This window comes from Phenylobacterium sp. (assembly GCF_041913825.1).
In the GTDB taxonomy this organism is placed as follows: Bacteria; Pseudomonadota; Alphaproteobacteria; order Caulobacterales; family Caulobacteraceae; genus Phenylobacterium.
In genome coordinates this window covers 21,582-43,042 of the sequence record NZ_JAYSEO010000015.1, presented here as the reverse complement: position 1 = coordinate 43,042, position 21,461 = coordinate 21,582, and the positions used below count along the sequence as shown (strand labels likewise).

General features: G+C 70.9%; 21 protein-coding genes. 11 read left to right on the top strand and 10 right to left on the bottom strand.

What is annotated here, in order from left to right:
• The first annotated feature begins 8 nt into the window (after positions 1-8).
• Positions 9-713, top strand: a complete 705-nt coding sequence (gene pdeM / locus ACE3Q8_RS14065; protein WP_374470976.1) for a ligase-associated DNA damage response endonuclease PdeM — start codon at positions 9-11, stop codon at positions 711-713.
• Here pdeM and ACE3Q8_RS14060 read toward each other — a convergent pair.
• Genes ACE3Q8_RS14060 through ACE3Q8_RS14050 form a run of 3 tightly spaced genes read right to left on the bottom strand, consistent with a single transcriptional unit; the run spans position 710 to position 5,259 of the window.
• Complete coding sequence (locus ACE3Q8_RS14060) at positions 710-1,465, bottom strand: TIGR02186 family protein (RefSeq protein WP_374470910.1); 756 nt, start codon at positions 1,463-1,465, stop codon at positions 710-712. The genes pdeM and ACE3Q8_RS14060 overlap by 4 nt on opposite strands.
• Positions 1,465-2,388, bottom strand: a complete 924-nt coding sequence (locus ACE3Q8_RS14055) for a sulfite exporter TauE/SafE family protein (protein WP_374470909.1) — start codon at positions 2,386-2,388, stop codon at positions 1,465-1,467. The genes ACE3Q8_RS14060 and ACE3Q8_RS14055 overlap by 1 nt, the downstream gene beginning before the upstream one ends.
• 36 nt (positions 2,389-2,424) lie before the next feature.
• Complete coding sequence (locus ACE3Q8_RS14050; protein WP_374470908.1) at positions 2,425-5,259, bottom strand: peptidoglycan-binding protein; 2,835 nt, start codon at positions 5,257-5,259, stop codon at positions 2,425-2,427.
• Positions 5,260-5,427: 168 nt separating this feature from the next.
• Between ACE3Q8_RS14050 and ACE3Q8_RS14045 the strand changes: the two genes are divergently transcribed.
• Positions 5,428-5,631: a hypothetical protein gene (locus ACE3Q8_RS14045; RefSeq protein WP_374470907.1), complete on the top strand. Its 204-nt coding sequence runs from the start codon at positions 5,428-5,430 to the stop codon at positions 5,629-5,631.
• On the opposite strand, the gene ACE3Q8_RS14040 is transcribed toward ACE3Q8_RS14045, so the two are convergent.
• Complete coding sequence (locus tag ACE3Q8_RS14040) at positions 5,628-7,298, bottom strand: GNAT family N-acetyltransferase (protein ID WP_374470906.1); 1,671 nt, start codon at positions 7,296-7,298, stop codon at positions 5,628-5,630. The two genes, ACE3Q8_RS14045 and ACE3Q8_RS14040, sit on opposite strands and share 4 nt — an antisense overlap.
• 136 nt (positions 7,299-7,434) lie before the next feature.
• Here ACE3Q8_RS14040 and ACE3Q8_RS14035 point away from each other — a divergent pair, with 136 nt between their 5' ends.
• The 4 genes from ACE3Q8_RS14035 (at position 7,435) to ACE3Q8_RS14020 (ending at position 12,473) form a co-directional block, all read left to right on the top strand.
• The gene (locus tag ACE3Q8_RS14035; RefSeq protein ID WP_374470905.1) at positions 7,435-8,649 is read left to right on the top strand and encodes an acyl-CoA dehydrogenase family protein; all 1,215 of its coding nucleotides are present in this window, start codon (positions 7,435-7,437) and stop codon (positions 8,647-8,649) included.
• A gap of 84 nt (positions 8,650-8,733) precedes the next feature.
• Entirely contained in the window at positions 8,734-9,939 is a 1,206-nt protein-coding gene (locus tag ACE3Q8_RS14030) for an acyl-CoA dehydrogenase family protein (RefSeq protein WP_374470904.1), read from the top strand.
• Positions 9,940-10,102: 163 nt separating this feature from the next.
• Complete coding sequence (locus tag ACE3Q8_RS14025) at positions 10,103-11,311, top strand: acyl-CoA dehydrogenase family protein (protein ID WP_374470903.1); 1,209 nt, start codon at positions 10,103-10,105, stop codon at positions 11,309-11,311.
• A 73-nt stretch (positions 11,312-11,384) separates the two neighbouring features.
• Positions 11,385-12,473 (top strand): acyl-CoA dehydrogenase family protein, encoded by a 1,089-nt coding sequence (locus ACE3Q8_RS14020; RefSeq protein ID WP_374470902.1) that lies wholly within the window; start codon positions 11,385-11,387, stop codon positions 12,471-12,473.
• A gap of 377 nt (positions 12,474-12,850) precedes the next feature.
• Here the strand turns inward: ACE3Q8_RS14020 and ACE3Q8_RS14015 are convergent, their stop codons facing one another.
• A complete protein-coding gene (locus ACE3Q8_RS14015; protein WP_374470901.1) occupies positions 12,851-13,882 on the bottom strand; it encodes a LysR family transcriptional regulator in 1,032 nt (343 codons plus the stop codon).
• Positions 13,883-13,944: 62 nt separating this feature from the next.
• On the opposite strand from ACE3Q8_RS14015, the gene ACE3Q8_RS14010 reads away from it, so the two are divergent.
• From ACE3Q8_RS14010 to ACE3Q8_RS14000, 3 genes are all read left to right on the top strand, one after another.
• Positions 13,945-14,274, top strand: coding sequence for a nuclear transport factor 2 family protein (locus ACE3Q8_RS14010; RefSeq protein WP_374470900.1), 330 nt, complete (start codon positions 13,945-13,947; stop codon positions 14,272-14,274).
• Positions 14,271-15,059: an SDR family oxidoreductase gene (locus ACE3Q8_RS14005; RefSeq protein WP_374470899.1), complete on the top strand. Its 789-nt coding sequence runs from the start codon at positions 14,271-14,273 to the stop codon at positions 15,057-15,059. The genes ACE3Q8_RS14010 and ACE3Q8_RS14005 overlap by 4 nt, the downstream gene beginning before the upstream one ends.
• Before the next feature lie 310 nt (positions 15,060-15,369).
• Positions 15,370-16,116, top strand: coding sequence for a hypothetical protein (locus ACE3Q8_RS14000; protein WP_374470898.1), 747 nt, complete (start codon positions 15,370-15,372; stop codon positions 16,114-16,116).
• A gap of 12 nt (positions 16,117-16,128) precedes the next feature.
• Here ACE3Q8_RS14000 and ACE3Q8_RS13995 read toward each other — a convergent pair whose 3' ends face one another.
• Positions 16,129-17,757, bottom strand: coding sequence for an ABC-F family ATP-binding cassette domain-containing protein (locus ACE3Q8_RS13995; RefSeq protein WP_374470897.1), 1,629 nt, complete (start codon positions 17,755-17,757; stop codon positions 16,129-16,131).
• Positions 17,758-17,894: 137 nt separating this feature from the next.
• Positions 17,895-18,086, bottom strand: a complete 192-nt coding sequence (locus ACE3Q8_RS13990) for a hypothetical protein (protein ID WP_374470896.1) — start codon at positions 18,084-18,086, stop codon at positions 17,895-17,897.
• A 134-nt stretch (positions 18,087-18,220) separates the two neighbouring features.
• On the opposite strand from ACE3Q8_RS13990, the gene ACE3Q8_RS13985 reads away from it, so the two are divergent.
• Both ACE3Q8_RS13985 and ACE3Q8_RS13980 read left to right on the top strand, forming a co-directional pair.
• Positions 18,221-19,360, top strand: coding sequence for a zinc-binding dehydrogenase (locus tag ACE3Q8_RS13985; RefSeq protein WP_374470895.1), 1,140 nt, complete (start codon positions 18,221-18,223; stop codon positions 19,358-19,360).
• Between the two features lie 85 nt (positions 19,361-19,445).
• On the top strand, positions 19,446-19,907 hold the full coding sequence (locus ACE3Q8_RS13980) for an FKBP-type peptidyl-prolyl cis-trans isomerase (RefSeq protein ID WP_374470894.1): 462 nt from the start codon (positions 19,446-19,448) through the stop codon (positions 19,905-19,907).
• Here the strand turns inward: ACE3Q8_RS13980 and ACE3Q8_RS13975 are convergent.
• The 3 genes from ACE3Q8_RS13975 to ACE3Q8_RS13965 form a co-directional block, all read right to left on the bottom strand.
• Positions 19,904-20,293, bottom strand: coding sequence for a hypothetical protein (locus ACE3Q8_RS13975; RefSeq protein ID WP_374470893.1), 390 nt, complete (start codon positions 20,291-20,293; stop codon positions 19,904-19,906). The two genes, ACE3Q8_RS13980 and ACE3Q8_RS13975, sit on opposite strands and share 4 nt — an antisense overlap.
• Before the next feature lie 86 nt (positions 20,294-20,379).
• Complete coding sequence (locus ACE3Q8_RS13970) at positions 20,380-21,177, bottom strand: polysaccharide deacetylase family protein (RefSeq protein ID WP_374470892.1); 798 nt, start codon at positions 21,175-21,177, stop codon at positions 20,380-20,382.
• Between the two features lie 62 nt (positions 21,178-21,239).
• On the bottom strand, positions 21,240-21,428 hold the full coding sequence (locus tag ACE3Q8_RS13965) for a DUF3606 domain-containing protein (protein WP_374470891.1): 189 nt from the start codon (positions 21,426-21,428) through the stop codon (positions 21,240-21,242).
• Between the last annotated feature and the right edge of the window lie 33 nt (positions 21,429-21,461).

The following is a 21,461-nucleotide window of genomic DNA, read 5'->3' as shown; positions in this document are numbered from 1 at the left end:
CCGTCCACGTGTACGACTTCGCCAACAGCCCCTGCGGGGCGCTGCGGACCCGCGTCGGCCGGGCCGAGGTGATGCTGCGGCCATCCGGCGCCATGTGGATCGAGGCCGCCCGCACCCTGGTCGTGGCCGACCTCCACTTGGAGAAGGGCTCATCCTATGCGGCGCGCGGCCAGATGCTGCCGCCGTACGACACCCGCGAGACACTCGACCGGCTGGAGGCCGAGGTCGTCGCCCTGTCGCCAGCCGCGGTGATCCTGCTGGGCGACACCTTCCACGATCGCCGCTCCGAGGACCGCCTGGCCGCGGACGACGCCCAGCGCCTGCGGGCGCTGTCGCTCGGCCGGCGGCTGATCTGGGTCGTGGGCAACCACGACGCCGACGGCCCGCAGCGGCTGCCCGGCGAGACGGCCGACGAGCTGGAGCTCCACGGCCTGATCCTGCGCCATGAGCCGCAGGGCGGCCTCCAGCCTGGCGAGGTGGCCGGTCACCTCCATCCTGCGGCCAAGGTGCGCGCCACCCGCGGCACGGTGCGGCGCCGCTGCTTCGTCACCGACGCCGAGCGGGCGATCCTGCCGGCGTTTGGAGCCTACGCCGGCGGTCTGAACGTGCGCGACAAGGCGTTCAGCGGGCTGTTCGCCCGCCCGCCCCTGGCGGGCGCGCTCGGCCGCGGCCGGGTGCACGCGGTGGGCTGGCGTTCGCTCGGCCCGGACTAGTCGCGCCGGAAGACCAGGCTCGCCCCCCAGCCGGCGGCCAGCGCGAAGGCCATGGAGACCAGGCCGTAGGTCCACGGCCGCTGGTGCGCCCAGAGATAGAGGGTGCGCTCGATGCCTACCTTCTCGACCGTCAGGGTGCGGGTCTTCACCGACACCGGCTCCCCGTCCTGGAAGAGCAGGATGTCGGCCTCGTAGCGGCCGGTGGGCGCCTGGGCCGGCAGGCCGATCTCGGCGCGGAACAGGCCCCGGTCGACGAAGCGGACGCCGTGCTCGTCGGCGGCATAGAGCCCGGCGTTCTCCTTAAGCCGCACCACCGCCTGGCGCCACAGGAGGTAGTCGGGCCCAAGGCTCGAGACGACCACGTCGCGCACTCCGTAGCGGGTCTCCACGCGCTGCTCGGCGGGCGCGCGGATCGGCAGGTGGTCCACGCCGATGTTGCGCTCCCGCAGCGTTCGGAACCGGGCGATGTCGTCCAGCGGCCGCGTGGAAGCGGCGATGTAGAAGCCGGGCGCGCCGTGGAACACCACCGGGCGGCTGTTCAGCCAGAGCGGCCCCACCTTCACCTTGCGGGCGATCCGCACGGGCTGCTCGGGGCCGCGGACGATGACCACCACGTCGCTGGGCCGCCGCTCTGGGTCGAAGACGGCGCCATAAAGGACGATCCGCGCGCCGCGGAAGCTGGACGAGACCTGCACCTCGGTCTCGGTGAGCGCCGCCGAGACGGCGGCGGGGGGCGCGGAGTCCACGGCCATCAGCCGGCCATCCCCTGCATCAGAACAAAGGGCTCGTTCGGCCGCACGAACAGGCCCAGGCCCATCCGCAAGCCCACCGCCAGGACAATCAACGCCAGGATCGCGCGAAGCTCCTCGGCGCGGAAACGTGTGGAGGCGCGGGCCCCGTACTGGGCGCCCAGCACGCCGCCGATCAGCAGCAGGGCCGCCAGCACAATGTCGACGGTTTGGTTGCGGCCGGCCTGCAGCACGCCGGTCAGCGCGGTGGTGATGATGATCTGGAAGAGGCTGGTGCCGACCACGATGCGCGCCGGCATCCGCAGGATGTAGACCATGGCCGGGACCAGGATGAAGCCGCCGCCGACGCCCATCACGGCCGACAGGACGCCCACGAACCCGCCCAGCACGAGAGGCGGGATCACGCTGATGTAGAGCCGCGAGCGCGGGAAGCGCACCTTGAGCGGCAGGCCATAGAGCCAGGGCGGGCGGCGGTCGCGTCGAGGCGGAGCCGGCTCCCCGCGCCGGCGCCGCAGGATGGCGCCGAGCGACTCCGTCAGCATCAGGGCGCCGATCACGCCCAGGAAGATCAGGTAGGAGAGCGCCACCACGAGGTCCGCCTGGCCGAGCAGGCGCAGCCACCGGAAAAGCTCGACACCAGCGATCGCGCCCAGGATGCCGCCGGCCGCCAGGACGCCGCCCATCCGCCAGTCGACCGCCCGGTTGCGGCCGTAGGCCACGACGCTCGACATCGATGACGCGGCCACGTGGTTCGACATGCTGGCCACGGCCACCGCGGGCGGAATCCCGAGGAAGACGAGCATCGGCGTCATCAGGAAGCCGCCGCCGATCCCGAACAGGCCAGAGATGAACCCCACCAGGGCGCCCAGCGCCACGATCAGCGGCGCGTTCACCGAGACCTCGGCGATGGGCAGGTAGATGTCCAATCCTCAGCGCCTCATGGCTGGCGCCGCCGGAGCCGGTCAGCGCGTGAAGACGGAGAGCCGCTGGGCGGTGCTGCGGTCGAGCTGGCCGGTGGCGGCCAGACCCTGATCGCGCTGGTAGGCCGAGACCGCAAGGGAGAAGTCGCGCGACGCCGCTCCGTTGGCCGGGCCCTTGTAGTATCCGAGGCGGCCGAGGATCCGCTGCGCGGCGGCGAGCGACACCGGCTGGCCGGCGCTCGCCTGGGAAGCCGCGCCGGAGGGGCGGAACGCTGCGGCCGCCTGGTCGGCCGCAGCGAGCTGGCTGGCCGACAGCTTCTTCTCGAGATCGATGGCGCTGGCGCGGGCCGCCGCGTCCCCGCCTTCCGCAGCGATGGCGAACCACTTGTAGGCCTCGGCCAGGTCGCGCGGCACGCCGCTGCCGGCCTGGTAGAGGAGACCCAGGTTGTACTGGCTGTCGCCCACCCCGGCTTCCGCCGCCTTGCGGAACCAGCGCGCCGCTGACGACAGGTCCTGCGGCCCGCCGGTGCCCTCGAAATAGTAGAGGGCGAGGTTGTGCATGCCGCGCGGTTCGCCGTTCAGGGCCGCCCGCGTCGTCCATTTCCGAGCTTCGACCAGGTTCTTCACCACGCCGCGCTGACCGGTCTCGTAGAGCTTGCCCATGAAGAACTGAGCTGGTGCGTAGTCGGAATCCGCCACCGCCTTCATCTTGCCCAGCCCGCCGGGCTCACCACGTTCGACGGCGCGCAGCGCCTCCAGGTACTGGCTGGACAGGGGGACGGCGGCGCCCGGCGCGGGGGCCGTCTCGACGGGCTTCGCCTCGGCGGCTTGCGGCGCGGCGGGACCGATCGGCTGCGGGGCGATGGCCACCGCCGCCCGGGGCGGCGCGCCGAACGGCGAGGCCTCGACCACCTCGCGCGAGCCGGCGCCGTTCATCAGCACCATGCCGGCCGCGCCGACGCTGAGGAAGGCCGCGCCGCCGGCGATCATGAAGGCCGTCTGCAGCGTGGAGTTGGCGCGCGGCCGGGCGACCGCCTTCGGCGGCATCGGCGGCTTGGGCTGGGCGCGCCAGTTGGCGCGGGCCTTCACCTGCAGGCGCGGGCGACCGGCCTCGGCGGCGCGGGCGGCGGCGCGGGCCTGCTCGATCACCTCGCGGGTGGACAGCGGACGCGGGTCCTCGGCCGAAGGTTCGACCGCGGCGGCGGCTGGCGGCTCCGGCTGGTCGAGGCCGAATAGGTCCTCCTCCGGCTCCGGGATGGGCGCGAAGTCCGCGGCCTCCATCTGCGGGGCTGGCGCCGCGGGCGCGACGGTTTCATCCAGCGGCTCAAGCGGCTCCGCGCGGGAGAACAGCTCCGGTCCGAAGGCGGCGGTCGACTTCAGCGGCTCGTCGTCCGCCACAGGCGCCGCGGCGTGCGGCCGGGCGACGGTCAGCTTCTGTTCCAGCCGCTCGTGAGCCTCGTCCAGCAGGCGGGCCGTGCGCTCCTCGCTCTGGCGCAGGCGCTCGGCGATATCGCTGGCGGCGCGTTCGTGACGCTGCTCGATCCGCTCGGTGACCCGGCTGACCTGCTCGCCCACGTCGTCGATGGCCTGGGCGGCGCGGCGCTCCGACTGCAGCATGCGGTCGGTCAGGCGCTCGGTGATCCGGCCGATCTCGGCGGAGAGCTTGTCCAGCGCATCGGCCTGGGCCTGCTCGGCCGAGCCGAGCCGCTCCTCGACCGCGCCCGCGATGCGGGCCATCTCGCCCCCCACCTTGGCGATGGCGTCGGCGCTGCGGGTCTCGGAGGCCTGCAGGCGGCGGTTGAACGCCTCGGCGATGCTGATCACCTCGCGGCCCATCCGCTCGATCGCCTGGGCCGAGCGCTGCTCTGCGGCCTGCACCTGGCGCGACAGCTCCGCGAACCGTTCGTCCACACGCCCGTTGGCGGTGTCCTTCAGCTTCTCGGCGATCTCCGCACGGGCGGCCTCGACGCGCGCGCTCAGGCTCGCGGCGAGCGCCTCCAGCTTACGCTCGGCTTCCCCCGTCGGTGCGCCCTCGACGACGCCCAGGCGGCGGTCGAGGGTGGCCAGCGACCGCCGCAGGCTTTCCAGGGCGTCGGCCGTGCGGCCCTCGGCGTCGGCGAGGCGCTCGCCCAGCCGCCGCACGACCTCGTCGATCAGCGGCGCGGGATCCGGCGCGGCCTGAGCCTCGGCCCGCGCGACACGGGCCTCGATGGCGGCGAGCTGTTCGCGGGTGCGCGCTTCGCCCGAATAGACGTGGTCGGCCACGCGGCTGACGGACTGCTCCAGCAGACGGATCGCCTCGGCGGAGCGAGGGCCCGCGGCCTCGGTCTCCAGCCGGCGCAGGCGCTCGGCCACGCGGCCCTGTTCGGAACCGACGTGCTCCACGGCCCCCTCGAGCCGGGCGGCGACGGCGAGGTGCTCGCGCTCGCCGGCCTCGATCCGGGCGACGGCGGCGCGGACGGAGTGCTCGACGCCCGAGATGGCGAGGCTGGTGCGGGTCTCGGACGACTCGATCCGGTCGGTGAGCCGGTCGAGGGCGTAGGCGATGCGGGCCAGGTCTTCGGCGCGGGCGGCGGCCTCGATCCGGGCGGCGGTGTCGGCATGGGAAGCGGGCTCGGCGCGCGGCGCGGGAGCCGGCGGCGGCGCGGCCGGCGTGCTGGCCACCAGGCGCGGCCGGGGCGCCTCGGGCGGCGCCGGACGCGGCGGCGGCTCGGAGAAGCGGTCCTCGGAGCTCACGTCCTCAGGTACATCATCTTCGAGGATGACGCGATTCAGCCACTCCCCCAGGGTCATGCCCGAACGCCGGGCGAGGTCCTTCGCGACCTCCCGGGCCTTCGGGTCGATCCCCTTAACGCTCCAGGGCGCCCCCGCCGTCATAGAATCGTTCTCCAGGTACTGAGCGGAGCGTACGCACCGATTCCTGGGGGTGTAAACGCGACCTTAACGCTACATATTGCGTCCGGAGCGCCTCTCCTGTGGATGTTCCGGCGCCGTCCGAGAGGCGGACTTGGCTCCTGCCGCAGGGCCTGCGATATCCGGTCGCAGATGACGCTCCCCCTCACTCTCGGCCTGGCCGCCGGCTTCCTGGCGCTGGCGCTTTTCGCCGGCTGGCGCGGCGCGCGGCCGCCCAATCCCATGAAGGGGCCGCGGTTGATCCCGTGGCGGCCGATCATGGTGGGCGCGGCCCTGGGCCTGATACTGATGCTGGTGCACGCCGTGAACCTGCTGGGCGTGCAGACCGGCCGCTAGGCGGCCTGGGGCAACTCCCGAGGCGCTTCCTTCTTCGGCCGCTTGGCGAGGTTGGCGATGCCGCCGGAGGACAGCAGGCCGACGTCGGCGAGCAGCAGGGGGATGGCCCAGCGGTGTGGCGCCGCTACGTAGCGGGGCTGCCAGAGGGGGTCGTACTTGTCCTTGTACCGGCGCACGCCTTGGAAGTTGTAGATCTCCTCGCCGCGCTCGAAGAGCAGGCGGCCCACGCGGGACATCATCGGCGCGAGCGGGCGGTCGTCGAGGCCCGCGAGCGGCGCCATCCCGAAGTCGAAGGCCTCGTAGCCCTCCGTCCGGCCCCACTCGATCAGCTCGACGAACAGGTAATCCATGACGTTCCGCGGCGCGGCCTCGCCGTAGCGCATGAGATCCATGGAGAAGGAGCTGCGCCGGGCGGTGGTCCAGAGCGTCGCGAAGGCGACCGGCTGTCCGTGGAAGAACACCACGGCCACTGGGAACTCGGCCACATAGGCCGGGGTGAAGCCGCCCATGGAGAAGCCCTTCTCGCCGCCCGCGTGGCGGGAGAGCCAGTCGTCGGAAATCGCCTTCAGCGCCGGCATCAGGGCGCGCACATTGTCCCCACGCAGCACGGCGAAGGTGCAGCCGTCCTCGGCCGCCTTACGCCAGGCTCGGCGCAGGTTGCCCCGCTTGCGCCCCTCGATCGAGAAGGTCTCAAGCGGCACCAGCGCGGCCTCCCCGACCTTCTGGATCGAGAACCCGAGCTCGACGATTTCCGGGAGGTCATCGGCGGTGAGGCCGTAGAAGCCCGGCCGGGCGGCGTTGGCGTCGGCGAGTTCGCGGAACCGCCAGACCAGCTCCTGGCGCTCATCGTACCGGCCGACGGGCGCCCCCAGCGCCATCCAGCTCCGGCCGCGGACGCCGAACATAAGGAAGCTGCGGCCGCTGGCCGAGAACAGGAAGCGCTTGTCCCCGAGCAGCGCCAGATTGGAGCCGGGCTCGGCGATCTCCGCCGCAGCGAGGATCTCCCGCACGCGGTGGAACTCGGGGTCCGTGTCGCCCACCACCGGCGGCTTAGCGGCCGTGCCGAACAGCCGCCAGAGCCCGAAGGCCAGTAGCGCGATCGCCGCGCCGGCCCAGGCGCGGACCGAGCGCGCCGCGTCCTCGTCGGCCATCACCCGCCACCATGGAAGCTCGCCGTAGTCCGCGTGCTCGTAGGACCAGAGTCCGAGCAGGCCGGCTCCGGCCACTGCGCAGAAGGCCGAGACCAGCCAGCCGGGGGTGACCTCCATCCGGGTGAGCCTCGCGGTCCGCGGGAAGGCGCCGCGGAACGGCGCCAGCAGGACGGCGACGGTCACCAGCGCCACTGTCTCTTCCCAGTTCAGCCCCTTCAGCAGCGAAAGCGAGGCCGCCGCGAGCAGCAGCACCATGGTGGCCGCCCAGGCGGCGTCCAGCCGCGCCCGCAGGCCGAAGGCCACGAGGACCAGCGCCAGGCCCAGCACGCTGTCGATGAAGTGGCTGACCTCGATGAGGTAGACCGGGGTGATCTCCATCAGCCGCACGAACCGGAACGGCTCAGAGGGCATCGCGCCCGAGGCCAGGAGCATGACGCCCGCGGCCATGGTGAGGATCGCGGCCGTCCATGGCGCAGCGGCGAAGGCGGCGGGTTTCAGGTCCCGGAGGAGGCGCATCACGCGCTTATACCACCGCTCGCGCGCGGCGCGTGGGACGGTTGGTCTCAAACAACTGTTCGGTTCCGCTTGCCGGACCTGCGCCGGGCGCTAAGGTGGCGGCCTGGGTTTCGAACGAAGAGTTTGGGAGGACGCCATGGCCGATTTCGGCGGGGGCGAGCTGGACACCTTCCGCGCCGAGGCGCGGGCTTGGCTGGAGGCCAACTATCCGGCGGAGCTGAAGGACCCGAACGCGAAGACCGACCCGGAAGCGGTGTGGGGCGGCCGTCGCTTCGAGGGCGACTCGACCGATCCGCAGATCGTCTGGCAGCGCCGTATGGCGGAGAAGGGCTGGACCGCCCCCACCTGGCCCAAGGAGTACGGCGGCGGCGGGCTCAGCCCGGCCGAGGCCCGCGTGCTCGACCAGGAGCTGGCCCGGGGCCGCTATCGTCCGCCGCTGCTGTCCTTCGGCATCTGGATGCTCGGTCCCGTGCTCCTCGAGTACGCCAACGAGGAGCAGAAGAAGGAGCACCTGCCGAAGATCGTCCGGGGCGAGATCCGCTGGTGCCAGGGCTATTCCGAACCGGGCGCCGGCTCGGATCTGGCAAGTCTTGCAACGCGCTGCGAAGACAAGGGCGACCACTGGCAAATCGACGGCCAGAAGGTGTGGACGTCCTACGCTGACAAAGCCGACTGGTGCTTCTGCCTGGTTCGGACGGACACGTCGAAGAAGCACGAGGGCATCTCGTTCGTTCTGATCGACATGCGGAGCGAGGGCGTCGAGACGCGTCCGATCCGGCTGATCAGCGGCGAGAGCCCGTTCTGCGAGACGTTCTTCACAGGGGTCAAGGTTCCGAAGGGCAACCTCGTCGGCCGGCTGAACGGCGGGTGGGAGATCGCCAAGCGGCTGCTGCAGTACGAGCGGCAGAACATCTCGGCGGGCTTCGGCGAAGGCGGCTCGGCCGGCGGCGCCGCGGGGGACCTGGCGCAGATCGCCAAGCAGTATGACGCCCTCGCCTACGACGGCGGGGAATTCCGCACACGGATCACCCGCAACAAGATGGACTTCCAGGCGCTGCGGCTGACCATCGCGCGGTCGGCCGCCGAGAGCCGGGCCGGCAACGGGCCGAGCGCCGCCACCTCGATCATCAAGTACGCCGCGGCCGAGCTGGCCAAGGAGCGGTCCGAGCTGATGATCGAGGCCATGGGGAACCAAGGCCTCGGCTGGGGCGGCGAGGGCTTCTCGACGCCGGAGCTGACGGCGGTTCGCGGCTGGCTGCGGACCAAGGCCAACTCCATCGAGGGCGGCACCAGCGAGGTGAACCTCAACGTCGTGGCCAAGCGCGTGCTTGGCCTGCCGGACCCGAAGTAGGAGGCCGTTCCCGGCCTCGGCGGAGGCGTGCTACGATAGATCCAAAATAATTATAAGATATTGGATTCATTGGGAGGATTGGTCATGGCGGACTTCGGCGGCGCCGATCTCGACGCCTTCCGGGCGCAGGCCTGCGCCTGGCTGGACGAGAATTTCCCCAAGAGCCTCGCGGCCGACACCGACGGCCAGCAGCTCGCAGCCCAGAGCCCGCAGGCCCCCACTGGCGACTTCGCCGTGTGGAAGCAGCGGATGGCGGAGAAGGGCTGGGGCGCGCCCACCTGGCCCAGCCAGTACGGCGGCGGCGGGCTCTCGGCCGCCGAGGCCCGGGTGCTGGCCGACGAGATGAACCGGATCGGCGCGGTGAACCCCATCGCCGGGATGGGCATCTCGATGTTCGGCCCGACCCTGCTGGAGTACGGCGACGAGGCGCAGAAGCAGCGGCACATCCCGCCCATCGTGCGGGGCGAGATCCGCTGGTGCCAGGGCTTCAGCGAGCCGGGCGCGGGCTCGGACCTGGCCTCCCTGCAAACCAAGGCGGTGGACGCCGGCGACCACTACATCGTCAGTGGGCAGAAGATTTGGACGAGCGGCGCCCAATATGCCGACTGGTGCTTCTGCCTGGTGCGCACCGACACGACCCGCAAGCACGAGGGCATCTCGTTCCTGCTGATCGACATGAAGAGCCCCGGCGTCGAGGTCCGGCCGATCCGGCTGATCGCCGGCAACAGCCCGTTCTGCGAGACCTTCTTCACCGAGGTGAAGGTCCCCAAGGAGAACCTCGTCGGCCCGCTGAACGGCGGCTGGACCATCGGCAAGCGGCTGCTGCAGTTCGAACGCAACGGCATGGGCAACCGGCAGAACGGCCCCGCGCCGGCCGCCGTCCACGAGATCGCCAAGCGCTATGTGGCCACCGACGCCAGCGGGCGCCTGGCCGACCGCGACCTTCGCAGCCGGATCGTCCAGCACGAGATGGAGACGAAGCTCGTCCAGCTCACCGCCCGGCGGATCGCCGTGGAGGCCAAGGGCAACCAGGGCCCGTCGGCCGCCACCTCGATCATGAAGAACGCCTCGATGAAGGCCGGCCAGGAGCGGCAGGAGCTGCTGGTGGAGATCATGGGGTCGCAGGGCCTGGGCTGGGAGGGCGAGGGCTTCACCCAGGACGAGCTCGGCGCCATGCGCGCCATGCTCTCCACCAAGGCCTTCACCATCTTCGGCGGGTCCACGGAGATCCAGAACAACATCATCTCCAAGCGCATCCTGGGCCTGCCGGAGACGACACAGTCGAGGTAGGGTGCAGCTTGGGTGATCAAGGATCACTCGTCATGGCCGGGCCTGCCCGGCCATCCATGGGCTCCGAGCCGGGAATTGACCTGGTGCGGCGGCGATCATGGCCCCCCGGGACAAGCCCGGGGATGGCGGGGGCGGGAAACAATTTTCAGGAGACCTTTTTCAGATGGCGGATTTCGGAGGCAGCGACCTCGAGGCCTTCCGGGCGGAAGCCCGGAGCTGGATCGAGGCGAATTTCCCGGCGAGCCTGAAGGGCCAGCCGAACCCGATGATGCGCGAGGAGCGCACCAAGCCCACGGCCGACCAGGACGCCTGGCGCAAGGCCATGGGCGAGAAGGGCTGGGGCACCCCCACCTGGCCCAAGCAGTACGGCGGCGGCGGGCTCTCCCCGGCCGAGGCCCGGGTGCTGCAGCAGGAGCTGAACCGCGCGGGCGCCTACAACCCGATCGGCGGCATGGGCGTGATGATGTTCGGCCCGACCCTGCTGGAATACGGCAACGAGGCCCAGAAGCAACAGCACATCCCGGCCATCTGCAAAGGTGAGATCCAGTGGTGCCAAGGCTTCAGCGAGCCCGGCGCCGGCTCTGACCTTGCCTCTTTGCAGACACGCTGCGAGGATAAGGGCGACCATTACCTTGTGAACGGCCAAAAAATCTGGACGAGCGGCGCCCAATACGCCGACTGGTGCTTCTGCCTGGTGCGCACCGACACCAGCAAGAAGCATGAGGGCATCAGCTTCGTCCTGTTCGACATGAAGACGCCGGGCGTCGAGGTGCGGCCGATCAAGCTGATCAGCGGCAACAGCCCGTTCTGCGAGACCTTCCTCACCGACGTGCGCGTGGAGAAGGACCAGCTCGTGGGCCCGCTGAACGGCGGCTGGACCATCGCCAAGCGCCTGCTGCAGCACGAGCGCAGCGGCCTGTCGGGCGCCGGCGGCGGCGGCCGCATGGGCATGGGCCGCGGCCCGGTCCAGCTCGCCAAGGAGTACGTCGGCGTCGACGACACCGGCCGGATCTCCGACCGCGACCTGCGCGCCCGGATCATCCAGAACGACATGGAGGCCCGCGCCTTCCAGCAGACCGCCGTGCGCGCCATGCTGGAGAGCAAGGGCAACGCCGGGCCGAGCGCCGCCACGTCGATCATGAAGAACGCCGGCACCAAGGTGATGCAGGAGCGCGCCGAGCTGGCGCTGGAGATCATGGGCTCGCAAGGGCTCGGCTGGGAGGGCGACGCCTTCACGGCCGAGGAGCTGCAGGCCGTGCGCGGCTGGCTCGCCGGCAAGGCCACCACGATCTACGGCGGCAGCCACGAGGTGCAGAACAACATCATCTCCAAGCGCATCCTGGGCCTGCCGGACCTGACGCAAGCGAAGTGAGCCGCACGCGCCCTTCCCTCCCGCGGCGGAAGGGCGCCACACCGACAAAGACTATTCGAGGAAAGACACCGATATGGCCGTTCTGAACGAAGAACAGAGCATGCTGAAGGACGCGGCGAAGAGCTGGGTCCAGGAGAAGAGCCCGGTCACCGCCTTCCGCAAGATGCGCGACAGCGGCGTGGAGCTGGGCTACGACGCCGCCGCCTGGAACGAGATGGCCGAGATGGGCTGGGCCGGGGTGATCATCCCGGAAGAGTTCGGCGGCTCCAACTTCGGCTACCTGAGCCTGGGCCTGATCCTGGAGGAGCTGGGCCGCACGCTCACCGCCTCCCCGCTGCTGGCCTCCGGCCTGGCCGCGGCCTCGGCCCTGATCCTGGGCGGCGACGACGCGCAGAAGGGCGAGTGGCTGCCGAAGATCGCCGCCGGGGAGGCGGTCGGCACCCTGGCGATCGACGAGGGCCCGCACCACAACCCCGAGAAGGTCGAGGCCACCGTCTCCGGCGGCAAGCTGACCGGCAAGAAGACCTTCGTGCTGGAAGGCATGGCGGCCAACCTGTTCGTCGTCTCCGCCAAGGAAGGCGGCGAGGTCGGCCTCTACCTGGTCCGCGCCGAGGGCCCCGGCGTCACCCGCCAGCGCCTGGCGCTGGCCGACAGCCGCGGCGCGGCGAACGTCAGCTTCGATGGCGCGCCGGCCGAGAAGCTCGCGGGCGGCGCCGCCCTGGTGGAGAAGGTGCTGGACCGCGCCCGCGCCGGCCTCTGCGCCGAGATGCTGGGCGCCGCCACCCAGGCGTTCGAGACCACGCTGGACTACCTGAAGACCCGCGTGCAGTTCGGCCAGGTGATCGGCTCCTTCCAGGCCCTCCAGCACCGCGCGGCCAAGATGTTCACCGACCTGGAGCTGGCCCGCTCGGCCGTCGAGGCGGCGCTGGCGGCCATCGACAACGACACGCCGGACGTGCCGGAGCTGGTCTCCCTCGCCAAGGCCAAGATGGGCGACACCTTCCACCTGGTCTCGAACGAGATGGTCCAGATGCACGGCGGCATCGGCATGACCGACGCGCACGACGCCGGCTTCTACCTGAAGCGCGCCCGGGCCGCGGAAGCCGCCTTCGGCAACCAGGCCTACCACCGGGACCGCTACGCCAAGATCCAGGGCTACTGAGCCCAGACCGGGCTTTCGGCCCGCGCGGCAGCGTGCGGGCCGAGGGGCTTGGGAATGCGAGAACCCCTCCGCCAGCGATGGCGGAGGGGTTTTTTCGTTGGCGGCGCCGGAAGCTGGCAGCAGGGCGTCAGCTATGGGTGGAGTGCGGACGTCGGCTCGCTGACTGGACAGCGGCCGTTCCGAACCGCGGCCACCTTCGCGTGAACCGATGCAGAACAACGTCGCCGGATTGCCGGCGGTTCTGGTTCCTGCGCGTCGGGCTGATGGGCGGGGTCTTGATCAACCGCGGCCCTGTCGGGATGACTTACACCCTGTCTGGGCCCCGACGTTGTCATGGCGTTCGGCAGCTAGCTGATCCCTCTGGCCTTCCTGGAGGTCTACCGGGCCGACAACGGTGCGTCGGTCGTCTCTGACTCAGGCGTAGATCCATTGCGACGAAGCGAACGGCCGCGCGCGGCTGCGCCTTGCCGCCGTGCGAAGTCTATGAACGCCTTGAACGCGGCGGTCGGGTTGCGCCGGCTTGGATAATAGAGGCTCAAGGGCGGCAGCGTGGGCGTCCAGTCCTCCAGCACAGTGACAAGGCGACCCGCATCGATGTCGTCGCGCACGTCGGACTCCATCGCCAGCGTAAGGCCGACGGACTCCAGCGCTGCGGTGCGGGCGAGGCTCGCTTCGTCAAGCGTAAGGCCGCCGTCCACGTCGATATGGATCGACTCCCCATCCTTCTCGAACGGCCAGCGGTAGATCGCGCCGTTGGGAAGCCGGACGCGAAGACAGCTGTGTGCGGCGAGGTCCTGCGGAACCCGCGGGGTCCCGCGCGCCTCGAGATAGCCCGGCGCGCCGACCACCACATTGCGGCGAGGGCCGCCCAGCGGCAGGGCGATCATGTCGACAGGCACCAGGTCTTCGCTGCGCACGCCAAGGTCGAAGCCGCCCGCAACGATGTCGACCAGTCGGCCCTCGGTGACGATGTCGATGTGGACTAGGGGATGCAGGCGCTGGAACGGCAGGACGAGGGAGGAGAAGATCTCGCGCGCCGCGGTCGGGAAGGCGTTGATGCGCAGTGTACCCGACGGGGTCGCCTGCTGAGTTCGGGCCGCCTCCATCGCCTCATGAATGTCGCGGACGGCAGGTGCGACCTGGTCGACGAACCGCTGGCCGGCTTCGGTGAGGGACACGCTTCGCGTCGTGCGGTTGAAGAGTCGCACGCCGAGCGCTCGCTCCAGCTTTCCGACTGCATTGCTCAGCGCCGTCGTCGAGACGCCGAGCTCAAGCGCCGCTGCGCGGAACTTCCCACGGCGCGCCACCATGAGAACGGCGTCCAGTTCAGTGAGGCTGTGCTGCGGCATTGTCCTGATTTTCGTGACAAGTCGTTCCGTTTTGTCCTGATTATGGAGAACCCTGTCCATGGCTAACTTCGCTGGGAAGCGCACCCGCCCCCGCGGCAGCGCCCCCAAGCAGGACAGGACCTATGTCGCTCGAACTTCCATCCCCGATCACCGCGTATGTGGCGGCCAACGCCCAGCTTGACCTTGACGGCATGCTCCAGCCGTTCGCGGAGGACGCCATCCTTCGTGACAACGGCGTGGTCTTCAAAGGACACGCTGAGATCCGCCGCCTGCTCGAAGAGGCGGTCGTTCCCGCCAAGGCGATCTTCACGCCCGACACCTCACGCGTCGATGGCGGTCAGGTTGTCGTCGAAGGCCCCGCCCATGGCGACTTCCCGGGCAGCCCGATCCGCTTCACCTACCGCTTCACGCTCGAGCGTGACGCGATCAAAGCCGTGGAGATCACGGGATGAACAGCAGGATCGACCCCGCCGAGTTCGCCGGAAAGCGGGTGCTCATCAGTGGCGGCACCAAGGGTCTGGGCCGCGCCACCGTCGACCGCTTCCTGGCCGGCGGCGCCCGGGTCATCACCTCCGCGCGCGGTCAGCTTGAGCCCATCGACGGGGTCGAGTTCGTCCAGGCGGATCTGACGACCGCCGAAGGGGGCGACACCCTGGCGAAAGCGGCGCTCGATCGCCTTGGCGGCATCGACATTCTCGCCCATGTCCTCGGCGGTTCGACCGCCCCGGGCGGCGGCTTCGTCGCCCTGACGGACGACCTCTGGCTGTCCGAGCTGAACCTCAACCTCCTTGCGGCCGCCCGCCTGGATCGCCTGCTCATTCCACAGATGGTCGAGCGGGGCTCTGGCGCCGTGGTGCACGTCACCTCTATCCAGTCGGTCTTGCCCCTTCCGGACGCGACCACCGCCTACGCCTCGGCCAAGGCGGCGCTCCGGACCTACAGCAAGTCCATTTCCAAGGAGCTTGGTCCCAAGGGCGTGCGGGTCAACACGGTCTCGCCCGGCTGGATCATGACCGAGGGAACAGACGTGTTTCTGAAGCGTCTGCAGGACGCCAACGGCGGCACGCTCGAGGACGCCCGCAAGCTCGTCCTGGACGGGCTCGGCGGCATTGCGATCGGACGCGGCGCCGAACCCTCCGAAGTCGCCGAAGCCATCGCCTTCCTGTCCTCGGACCGAGCCGCCTCGATCCACGGCGCCGAGCTCGTCGTCGACGGCGGAACGGTTCCAACCGTCTGATCCTGACCTGCGTCCACGCTCCGCCTCAGGTGGTTGAGCGTGGACGAACACCCGACATCGCCGCGGCCACGAAGGCTCCTTTCGCCGAGAACGCTACTGTCGCTAACCACCCGCAGCGGCATCTTGGAGCGTCCGCTTCCCGGTTGCGCGCAGATGGGCCCCTTGCAGACATTCGACGGGTCTCGCTGCATGTAATCCGGTCGAGAGGGCTGGAGTGCGGTCTCGTGCTTAAGGCCATGGCGGCGAGAGGAGGCGGACGGCGCACCTCGAAACGACCGGGGCTGACGCAGGCGGGGGGCAGGCTGCGGGCATGGAGCAGCATCACACGGACACCTATGGGCCCGACGACCTGGAGGTCGACGGGTGGGGGCGCGGGGCGCTGGAGTTCCCGGAAATGAACCACGCCGGCGGCGGTGTGGAGAGCCGGTACGATCCGGTGATCGCGCGCGAGATCCTGCGGCTGGTGCTGGAGGGCAAGACGGTGAAGGAGATCGCCGAGGATCCGGACCTGCCGTCCTACTCCACCATCTACGTCTGGGTGCGGCGGCACGCGGACTTCCGGTGGCGCTGGCGGGCGGCGCGGCGGCACATCGCCGAAGGGCGGGTGGACCGGATCGACCTGACCTACCGCTCGAAGCGGGCCTGGCACCTGCTGAAGGCCAAGGTGGACGGCGGGCCGGTGCGCGGCCGGGGCGGCCGGTCGACCTACGACCTGAAGACGGCGCGCGCGTTCTGCCGGCGGCTGGAGCGGGGCGAGGCGGTGAGCGCGATCTGCGCCGATCCGAAGATGCCCTCCACCAAGGCGGTGTACGGCTGGCTGCGCCGCGAGCCGGTGTTCCGGGAGATGTTCGTGCGGGCCCGCGGCCTGTGGCTGAGCTGGCTGGAGGAGCTGCAGGAGGAGGCGCTGTCCGAGCTCGCCCAGGGGCCGACCAGCCTGGACCGCGTGCGCGCGGTGCGCCACCGGCTCGCCGAACCGGACGGGCGGATCGGCCGGCTGACGCCGAAGACCTATCGCGTCGGCTCGCTGGGGGAGGACCGGCGGCGGCCGCGGCGCTGAGGCGCCCGCGCGTCAGCCGCCCGGGTGGAGGCCCGGGGCTTCCTGGCCCGTGCGGGCGACGTATTCGGAGTAGCCGCCGCCGTACTGGTGGACGCCCTCGGGCGTCAGCTCGAGCACGCGGTTCGACAGGGCGGCCAGGAAGTGGCGGTCGTGGCTGACGAACAGCATGGTGCCCTCGAAGTTCGCCAGGGCCTGGACCAGCATCTCCTTGGTCGCCATGTCGAGGTGGTTGGTCGGCTCGTCCAGCACCAGCAGGTTCGGCGGGTCGAACAGCATCTTGGCCATCACCAGGCGCGCTTTCTCGCCGCCGGACAGGACGCGGCAGGGCTTTTCCACGTCGTCCCCGGAGAAGCCGAAGCAGCCGGCGAGCGTGCGGAGCTGACCCTGCCCGGCCTGCGGGAAGGAGCTGTCCAGGGACTCGAAGATGGTCTCCTCGCCGTCCAGCAGGTCCATGGAATGCTGGGCGAAATAGCCCATCCGGACACTGGCCCCCAGGCTGACCACGCCCTGGTCGGGCGCGGTGGCGCCGGCCACCAGCTTCAGCAGCGTCGACTTGCCGGCGCCGTTGGCCCCTAGGACGCACCAGCGCTCCTTGCGGCGCACCAGGAAGTCGAGGCCCTCGTAGATGGGCTGGGCGCCGTAGCCCTTGTGGACGCCGCGCAGGCTGATCACGTCCTCCCCCGAGCGCGGCGGGCTCCTGAACTCGAACTGCACCGATTGGCGGCGGCGCGGCGGCTCGACCCGCTCGATCTTGTCGAGCTTCTTCACCCGGCTCTGCACCTGGGCGGCGTGGCTGGCCCGCGCCTTGAACCGCTCGATGAACTTGATCTCCTTGGCCAGCATGGCCTGCTGGCGCTCGTACTGCGCCTGGCGCTGCTGCTCGCTGAGCGCGCGCTGCTGGTCGTAGAAGTCGAGGTCGCCCGAATAGGTGATCAGCGAGCCGGCGTCGATCTCCACCACCTTGCCGATGATCCGGTTCATGAAGGCGCGGTCGTGCGAGGTCATCAGCAGCGCGCCGTCGTAGCTCTTGAGGAAGGCCTCCAGCCAGATGAGGCTTTCCAGGTCGAGGTGGTTGCTGGGCTCGTCCAGCAGCATGGCGTCGGGGCGCATCAGCAGGATGCGGGCCAGCGCCACGCGCATCTTCCAGCCGCCGGAGAGGAGGCCGACGTCGCCGTCCATCCGCTCCTGGCTGAAGCTCAGGCCGGCCAGCACCTCGCGCGCGCGGGCCTCCAGCGCGTAGCCGTCCAGCTCCTCGAAGCGCTCCTGGACCTCGCCGTAGCGCGCGATGACGGCGTCCAGCCGGTCGGCCTGGTCGGGGTCGACCATGGCGGCCTCGAGGCTGGCCATCTCGGCGGCCAGGGCGCTCACGGGACCCACGCCGTCCATCACCGCGGCCACCGCGCTCTGGCCCGACATCTCGCCGACATCCTGGCTGAAGTAGCCGATGGTCATGCCCGGATCGATCGCCACCACGCCGTCGTCAGGCTTCTCCTGGCCGGTGATCATGCGGAACAGGGTGGTCTTGCCGGCGCCATTGGGGCCGACGAGCCCCACCTTCTCGCCCTTCAGGACGCCCATGGAGGCGTCGATGAACAGGATCTGGTGGCCGTTCTGCTTGGAGATGTTGTCGAGGCGGATCATGCGGCGGTCCGCTAACGCGGCGGCGCGGCGAACGCCAGCCTCGTGGACGTCTGGTCGCAGGGATCGAGGTCCGCCGCGCGGCCGGGGTCATGGATGGCCGGGGCAGGCCCGGCCATGACAAGGGGCGTCCTGTAGCGTCAGACGGGGTCGAGGCGGGCGGAGGCTTCGAGCTTGCGCTCGGTGGCGGACCAGAGGTCGAGGTGGGGGGACTGGCCCGGGCAGAGGGCGAGCGCCTGGCCCTGGGCGTCGTCGCGGTTGGCCGCTTCGATCCAGGCGGCCCAGGTGATCACGCCGGCGGCGTCTTGGAGGTAGGCTCGGAAGGTTTGCATCGCCCGATGTAGGGCTTCTCGGCGCAAAGCGCCATGCCGATCGCCGGACTACTCGACCTTTGCCGCCACGGCGCCGGCGTGGCTTGGTAGGAAGGCGCGCGGCGCCGAGGCCGCCGGAAAACCGAGGAAACGACATGACGACCGAGATCCCGCAGAGCGGCCTTGCCATGCGCACCCTGATCACCGCGGCCGGCGCGCTGGAGCTGTCGCTGGTCGACCAGCCGGTGACGCCGCCGGGCCCGGACGAGGTGCTGGTGCGGATCGAGGCGGCGCCCATCAACCCCTCGGACCTCGGCCTGCTGTTCGGCCCCGCCGACGTGTCGGGGGCGGAGCTCGGCGGGACGCCGGAGCGGCCGGTGCTGACGGCGCGGGTGCCGGAGCGGCTGATGCCGGCGGTGCGCGGCCGGATCGACCAGTCGCTGCCAGTGGGGAACGAGGGCGCGGGCGTGGTGATCGCGGCGGGCGAGAACGCCCAGGCTCTGGTCGGCCGCACGGTGGCCGTGCTGGGGCGAGCCATGTACGCCCAGTACTTCACCGCCAGGGCCGCCGACGTGCTGGTGCTGCCCGAGGGCGCGACGGCCGCCGAGGGCGCATCGTGCTTCGTCAATCCGCTGACCGCGCTGGCCATGGTCGAGACCATGCGCGACGAGGGGCATACGGCGCTCGTGCACACCGCGGCGGCCTCGAACCTCGGCCAGATGCTGAACCGCATCTGCCTGCAGGACGGCGTGGACCTGGTGAACATCGTGCGCAAGCCGGAGCAGGCCGAGCTGCTGCGCAGCCAGGGCGCGAATCACGTGGTGGATTCCAGCGCGCCCGGCTTCCTCGCGGACCTGACGGCCGCGCTGGAAGAGACCGGGGCGACCATCGCCTTCGACGCCATCGGCGGCGGCCGGCTGGTGGGCCAGATCCTGAGCTGCATGGAGGCCGCGGCGGTGCGCAAGATGCCGGTCTACAGCCGCTACGGCTCGGACACCTTCAAGCAGGTCTACATCTACGGCGGGCTGGACACCGGCCCGACCGAGTTCAACCGCGGCTTCGGCTTCGCCTGGGCGATCGGCGGCTTCCTGCTGACGCCGTTCCTGATGAAGACCGGACCGGCCCGCGCGCAGGCCCTGCGCGAGCGCGTGGCCGCCGAGCTGAAGACCACCTTCGCCAGCCGCTACACCGGCGAGCTGACCCTGGCCGAGGCGCTGCAGCCGCAGAATGTGGCGGCCTACAACGCCAAGCACACCGGCGAGAAGTACCTGGTGACGCCGAACCGCGGGCTGTAAGCCCGGCGCTTCAGGGACAGACGGGGCCCGGCGGCGGCAGGACCGGCGGGACGAGCCCCACGTCGGCTCGAAGGCGGAGGATCGGATGCGGAGAACGATGCGGGCGCTGGCGGCGACGGTGGCGCTGGGTCTGGCGGCCGGGGCGGCGGCGGCGGCGGAGATGACCCTGCCGGGCATCCGCTACGAGGTGCTGGCGTCGGGGCCGACCACGGGGACGCAGCCCACCCGCGCCGACGGCGTGATGATGCGCTACGTCGGCCGGCTGGCGGAGGGCGGCGCCGTGTTCTCCACCTCGGCGGAGAACGGGGCCGAGCCCAGCCGGTTTGAGGTCCGGACGGTGATCCCGGGCATGAGCGCGGCCCTGCAACTGATGCGGCCGGGCGACCGCTGGCGGATCACCATCCCCGGCTACCTGGCCTACGGGCGGCTCGGCCGCCGCTACACGCCGCCCGAGCCGAACCTCAAGCGGGACATCCCGCCCGACAGCGTGCTGGTCTTCGACGTGGAGCTGGTCAGCGTCGCGCCGCCCGCGCCGCCCGCCCGCTAGCGGGCAGCGGCGGGGCTGGCGGGGCGGGGCGTGGCGCAGCCGCGCAGGGTCTCGCCGCCGACCGTGACCTCGGCCATGATCGGGCCGCGCACCTCGCCCGACGTGCAAGGCGCGAAGGTGAAGCTGACCGCCACGGGCTGGCCGTCGGCGGTGGCGGCGGCCCAGCTCGCCTTGGGCGGGGCGATGGCGGCACCCGGCGCCTGGGCGACCAGGTCCGGTCGGCCGGGACGGCTCAGGGTGAAGGTGTTGTTCGACGCCCGCAGCGTCCACGCGGGATTGGCGCCGCGAGCCTCGAAGTCCTGGGCGAGGTTGATGCTGGCCGCTCCGGCCGGCAGGGCGGCCAGCAGGCCGAGGGTGGCGGCGGTGGCGGCGGCGATCGGGCGCATGACGTCTCTCCTCTTCACGCGTGTCACGCCGCGCGAGAGTGCCGCCGAATGCGCCGCAAGTGAGGCGGCGCGCGGTCCGCGACGGCCTAGCGCCTGTCCTTGGCGCGGGCCTTGGCCTCGGCGTCGGCGCGGGCCCCGTCCATCATCTCGGTGACGGTGATCACGCGCAGGCCCTTGGCCTGCAGGCCTTCCAGCACCTGCGGCAGGGCGGCCCGGGCGGTGGCGTTCGCGGCGTACATGGGATGCATGAGGATGATGTCGCCGGGCTTGGCCTTCTCGACGATCTCGCGGGCGTAGGCGGCCGGGTCGTCGGTCTTGGGCTCCTCGACGCTCCAGGTGACCATGATCAGCCCCTGCTCCCGCATGGAGAGGGCCACGCCGGGCAGCTTCTTGCCGTACGGCGGGCGGAACAGCAGGCCCGGCTCGTCCTCCTGGCGCACCTGGTCGAGCAGGTTCTCGGTCTGCTTCAGCTCGCGATCGTAGAAGGCCTGCGAGCGGAGCAGCATCCGCTGGTGGGAATAGGCGTGGTTGGCCACCTCGTGGCCGGCCGCAACGATGCGGCGGGCGAGCTCGGGCCTCGCCTCCAGCTCGCGGCCGACCAGGAAGAAGGTGGCCCGCGCGCCGTGCTCGCGCAGCACCGGCAGGACGGCGTCGACGCCGAGCGCCGTCGGGCCGTCGTCGAAGGTCAGCGCCACCTCGGGGCGGACGGTCTCCACCTTGCAGACCAGCGGCCCCAGCAGGGCGAAGCAGCGGAGCTTGCTGATCTCGTGCAGGCCGAGGGCGAAGGCCGCCAGGACCGCCAGCACCACCAGCCAGCGCAGCGGCGAGCGGCGGCGGCGGCGGCGCGGGGCGGCGGTCGCGGGCTCGGCGTGGTCGTGATGCACGGACGGAAACTCCCCTCGCCCGGCGCGAATCGCCGGCCGGACGAGGGCAGTCTAGCGCGCGCTCAGTGCTTCTTCAGGCGCTCGGCGGCGGCGTCGAGCTCCTCGCGCTGGTTGCCATGCTTGGCCACCAGCTCTCGGGCCTGGTCCATGCTGATCCCGTGCTTGTCGGCGAAGTAGCGGAGCTCGTAGTCCTCCGAGCCCGAGACCCGGCTGCGGTCCGGCTCGCCCACGTTCTGCTTGTTGTCGGCCATGACGGCGTTCCTTCTGTTGGGCAGGAGGAATCC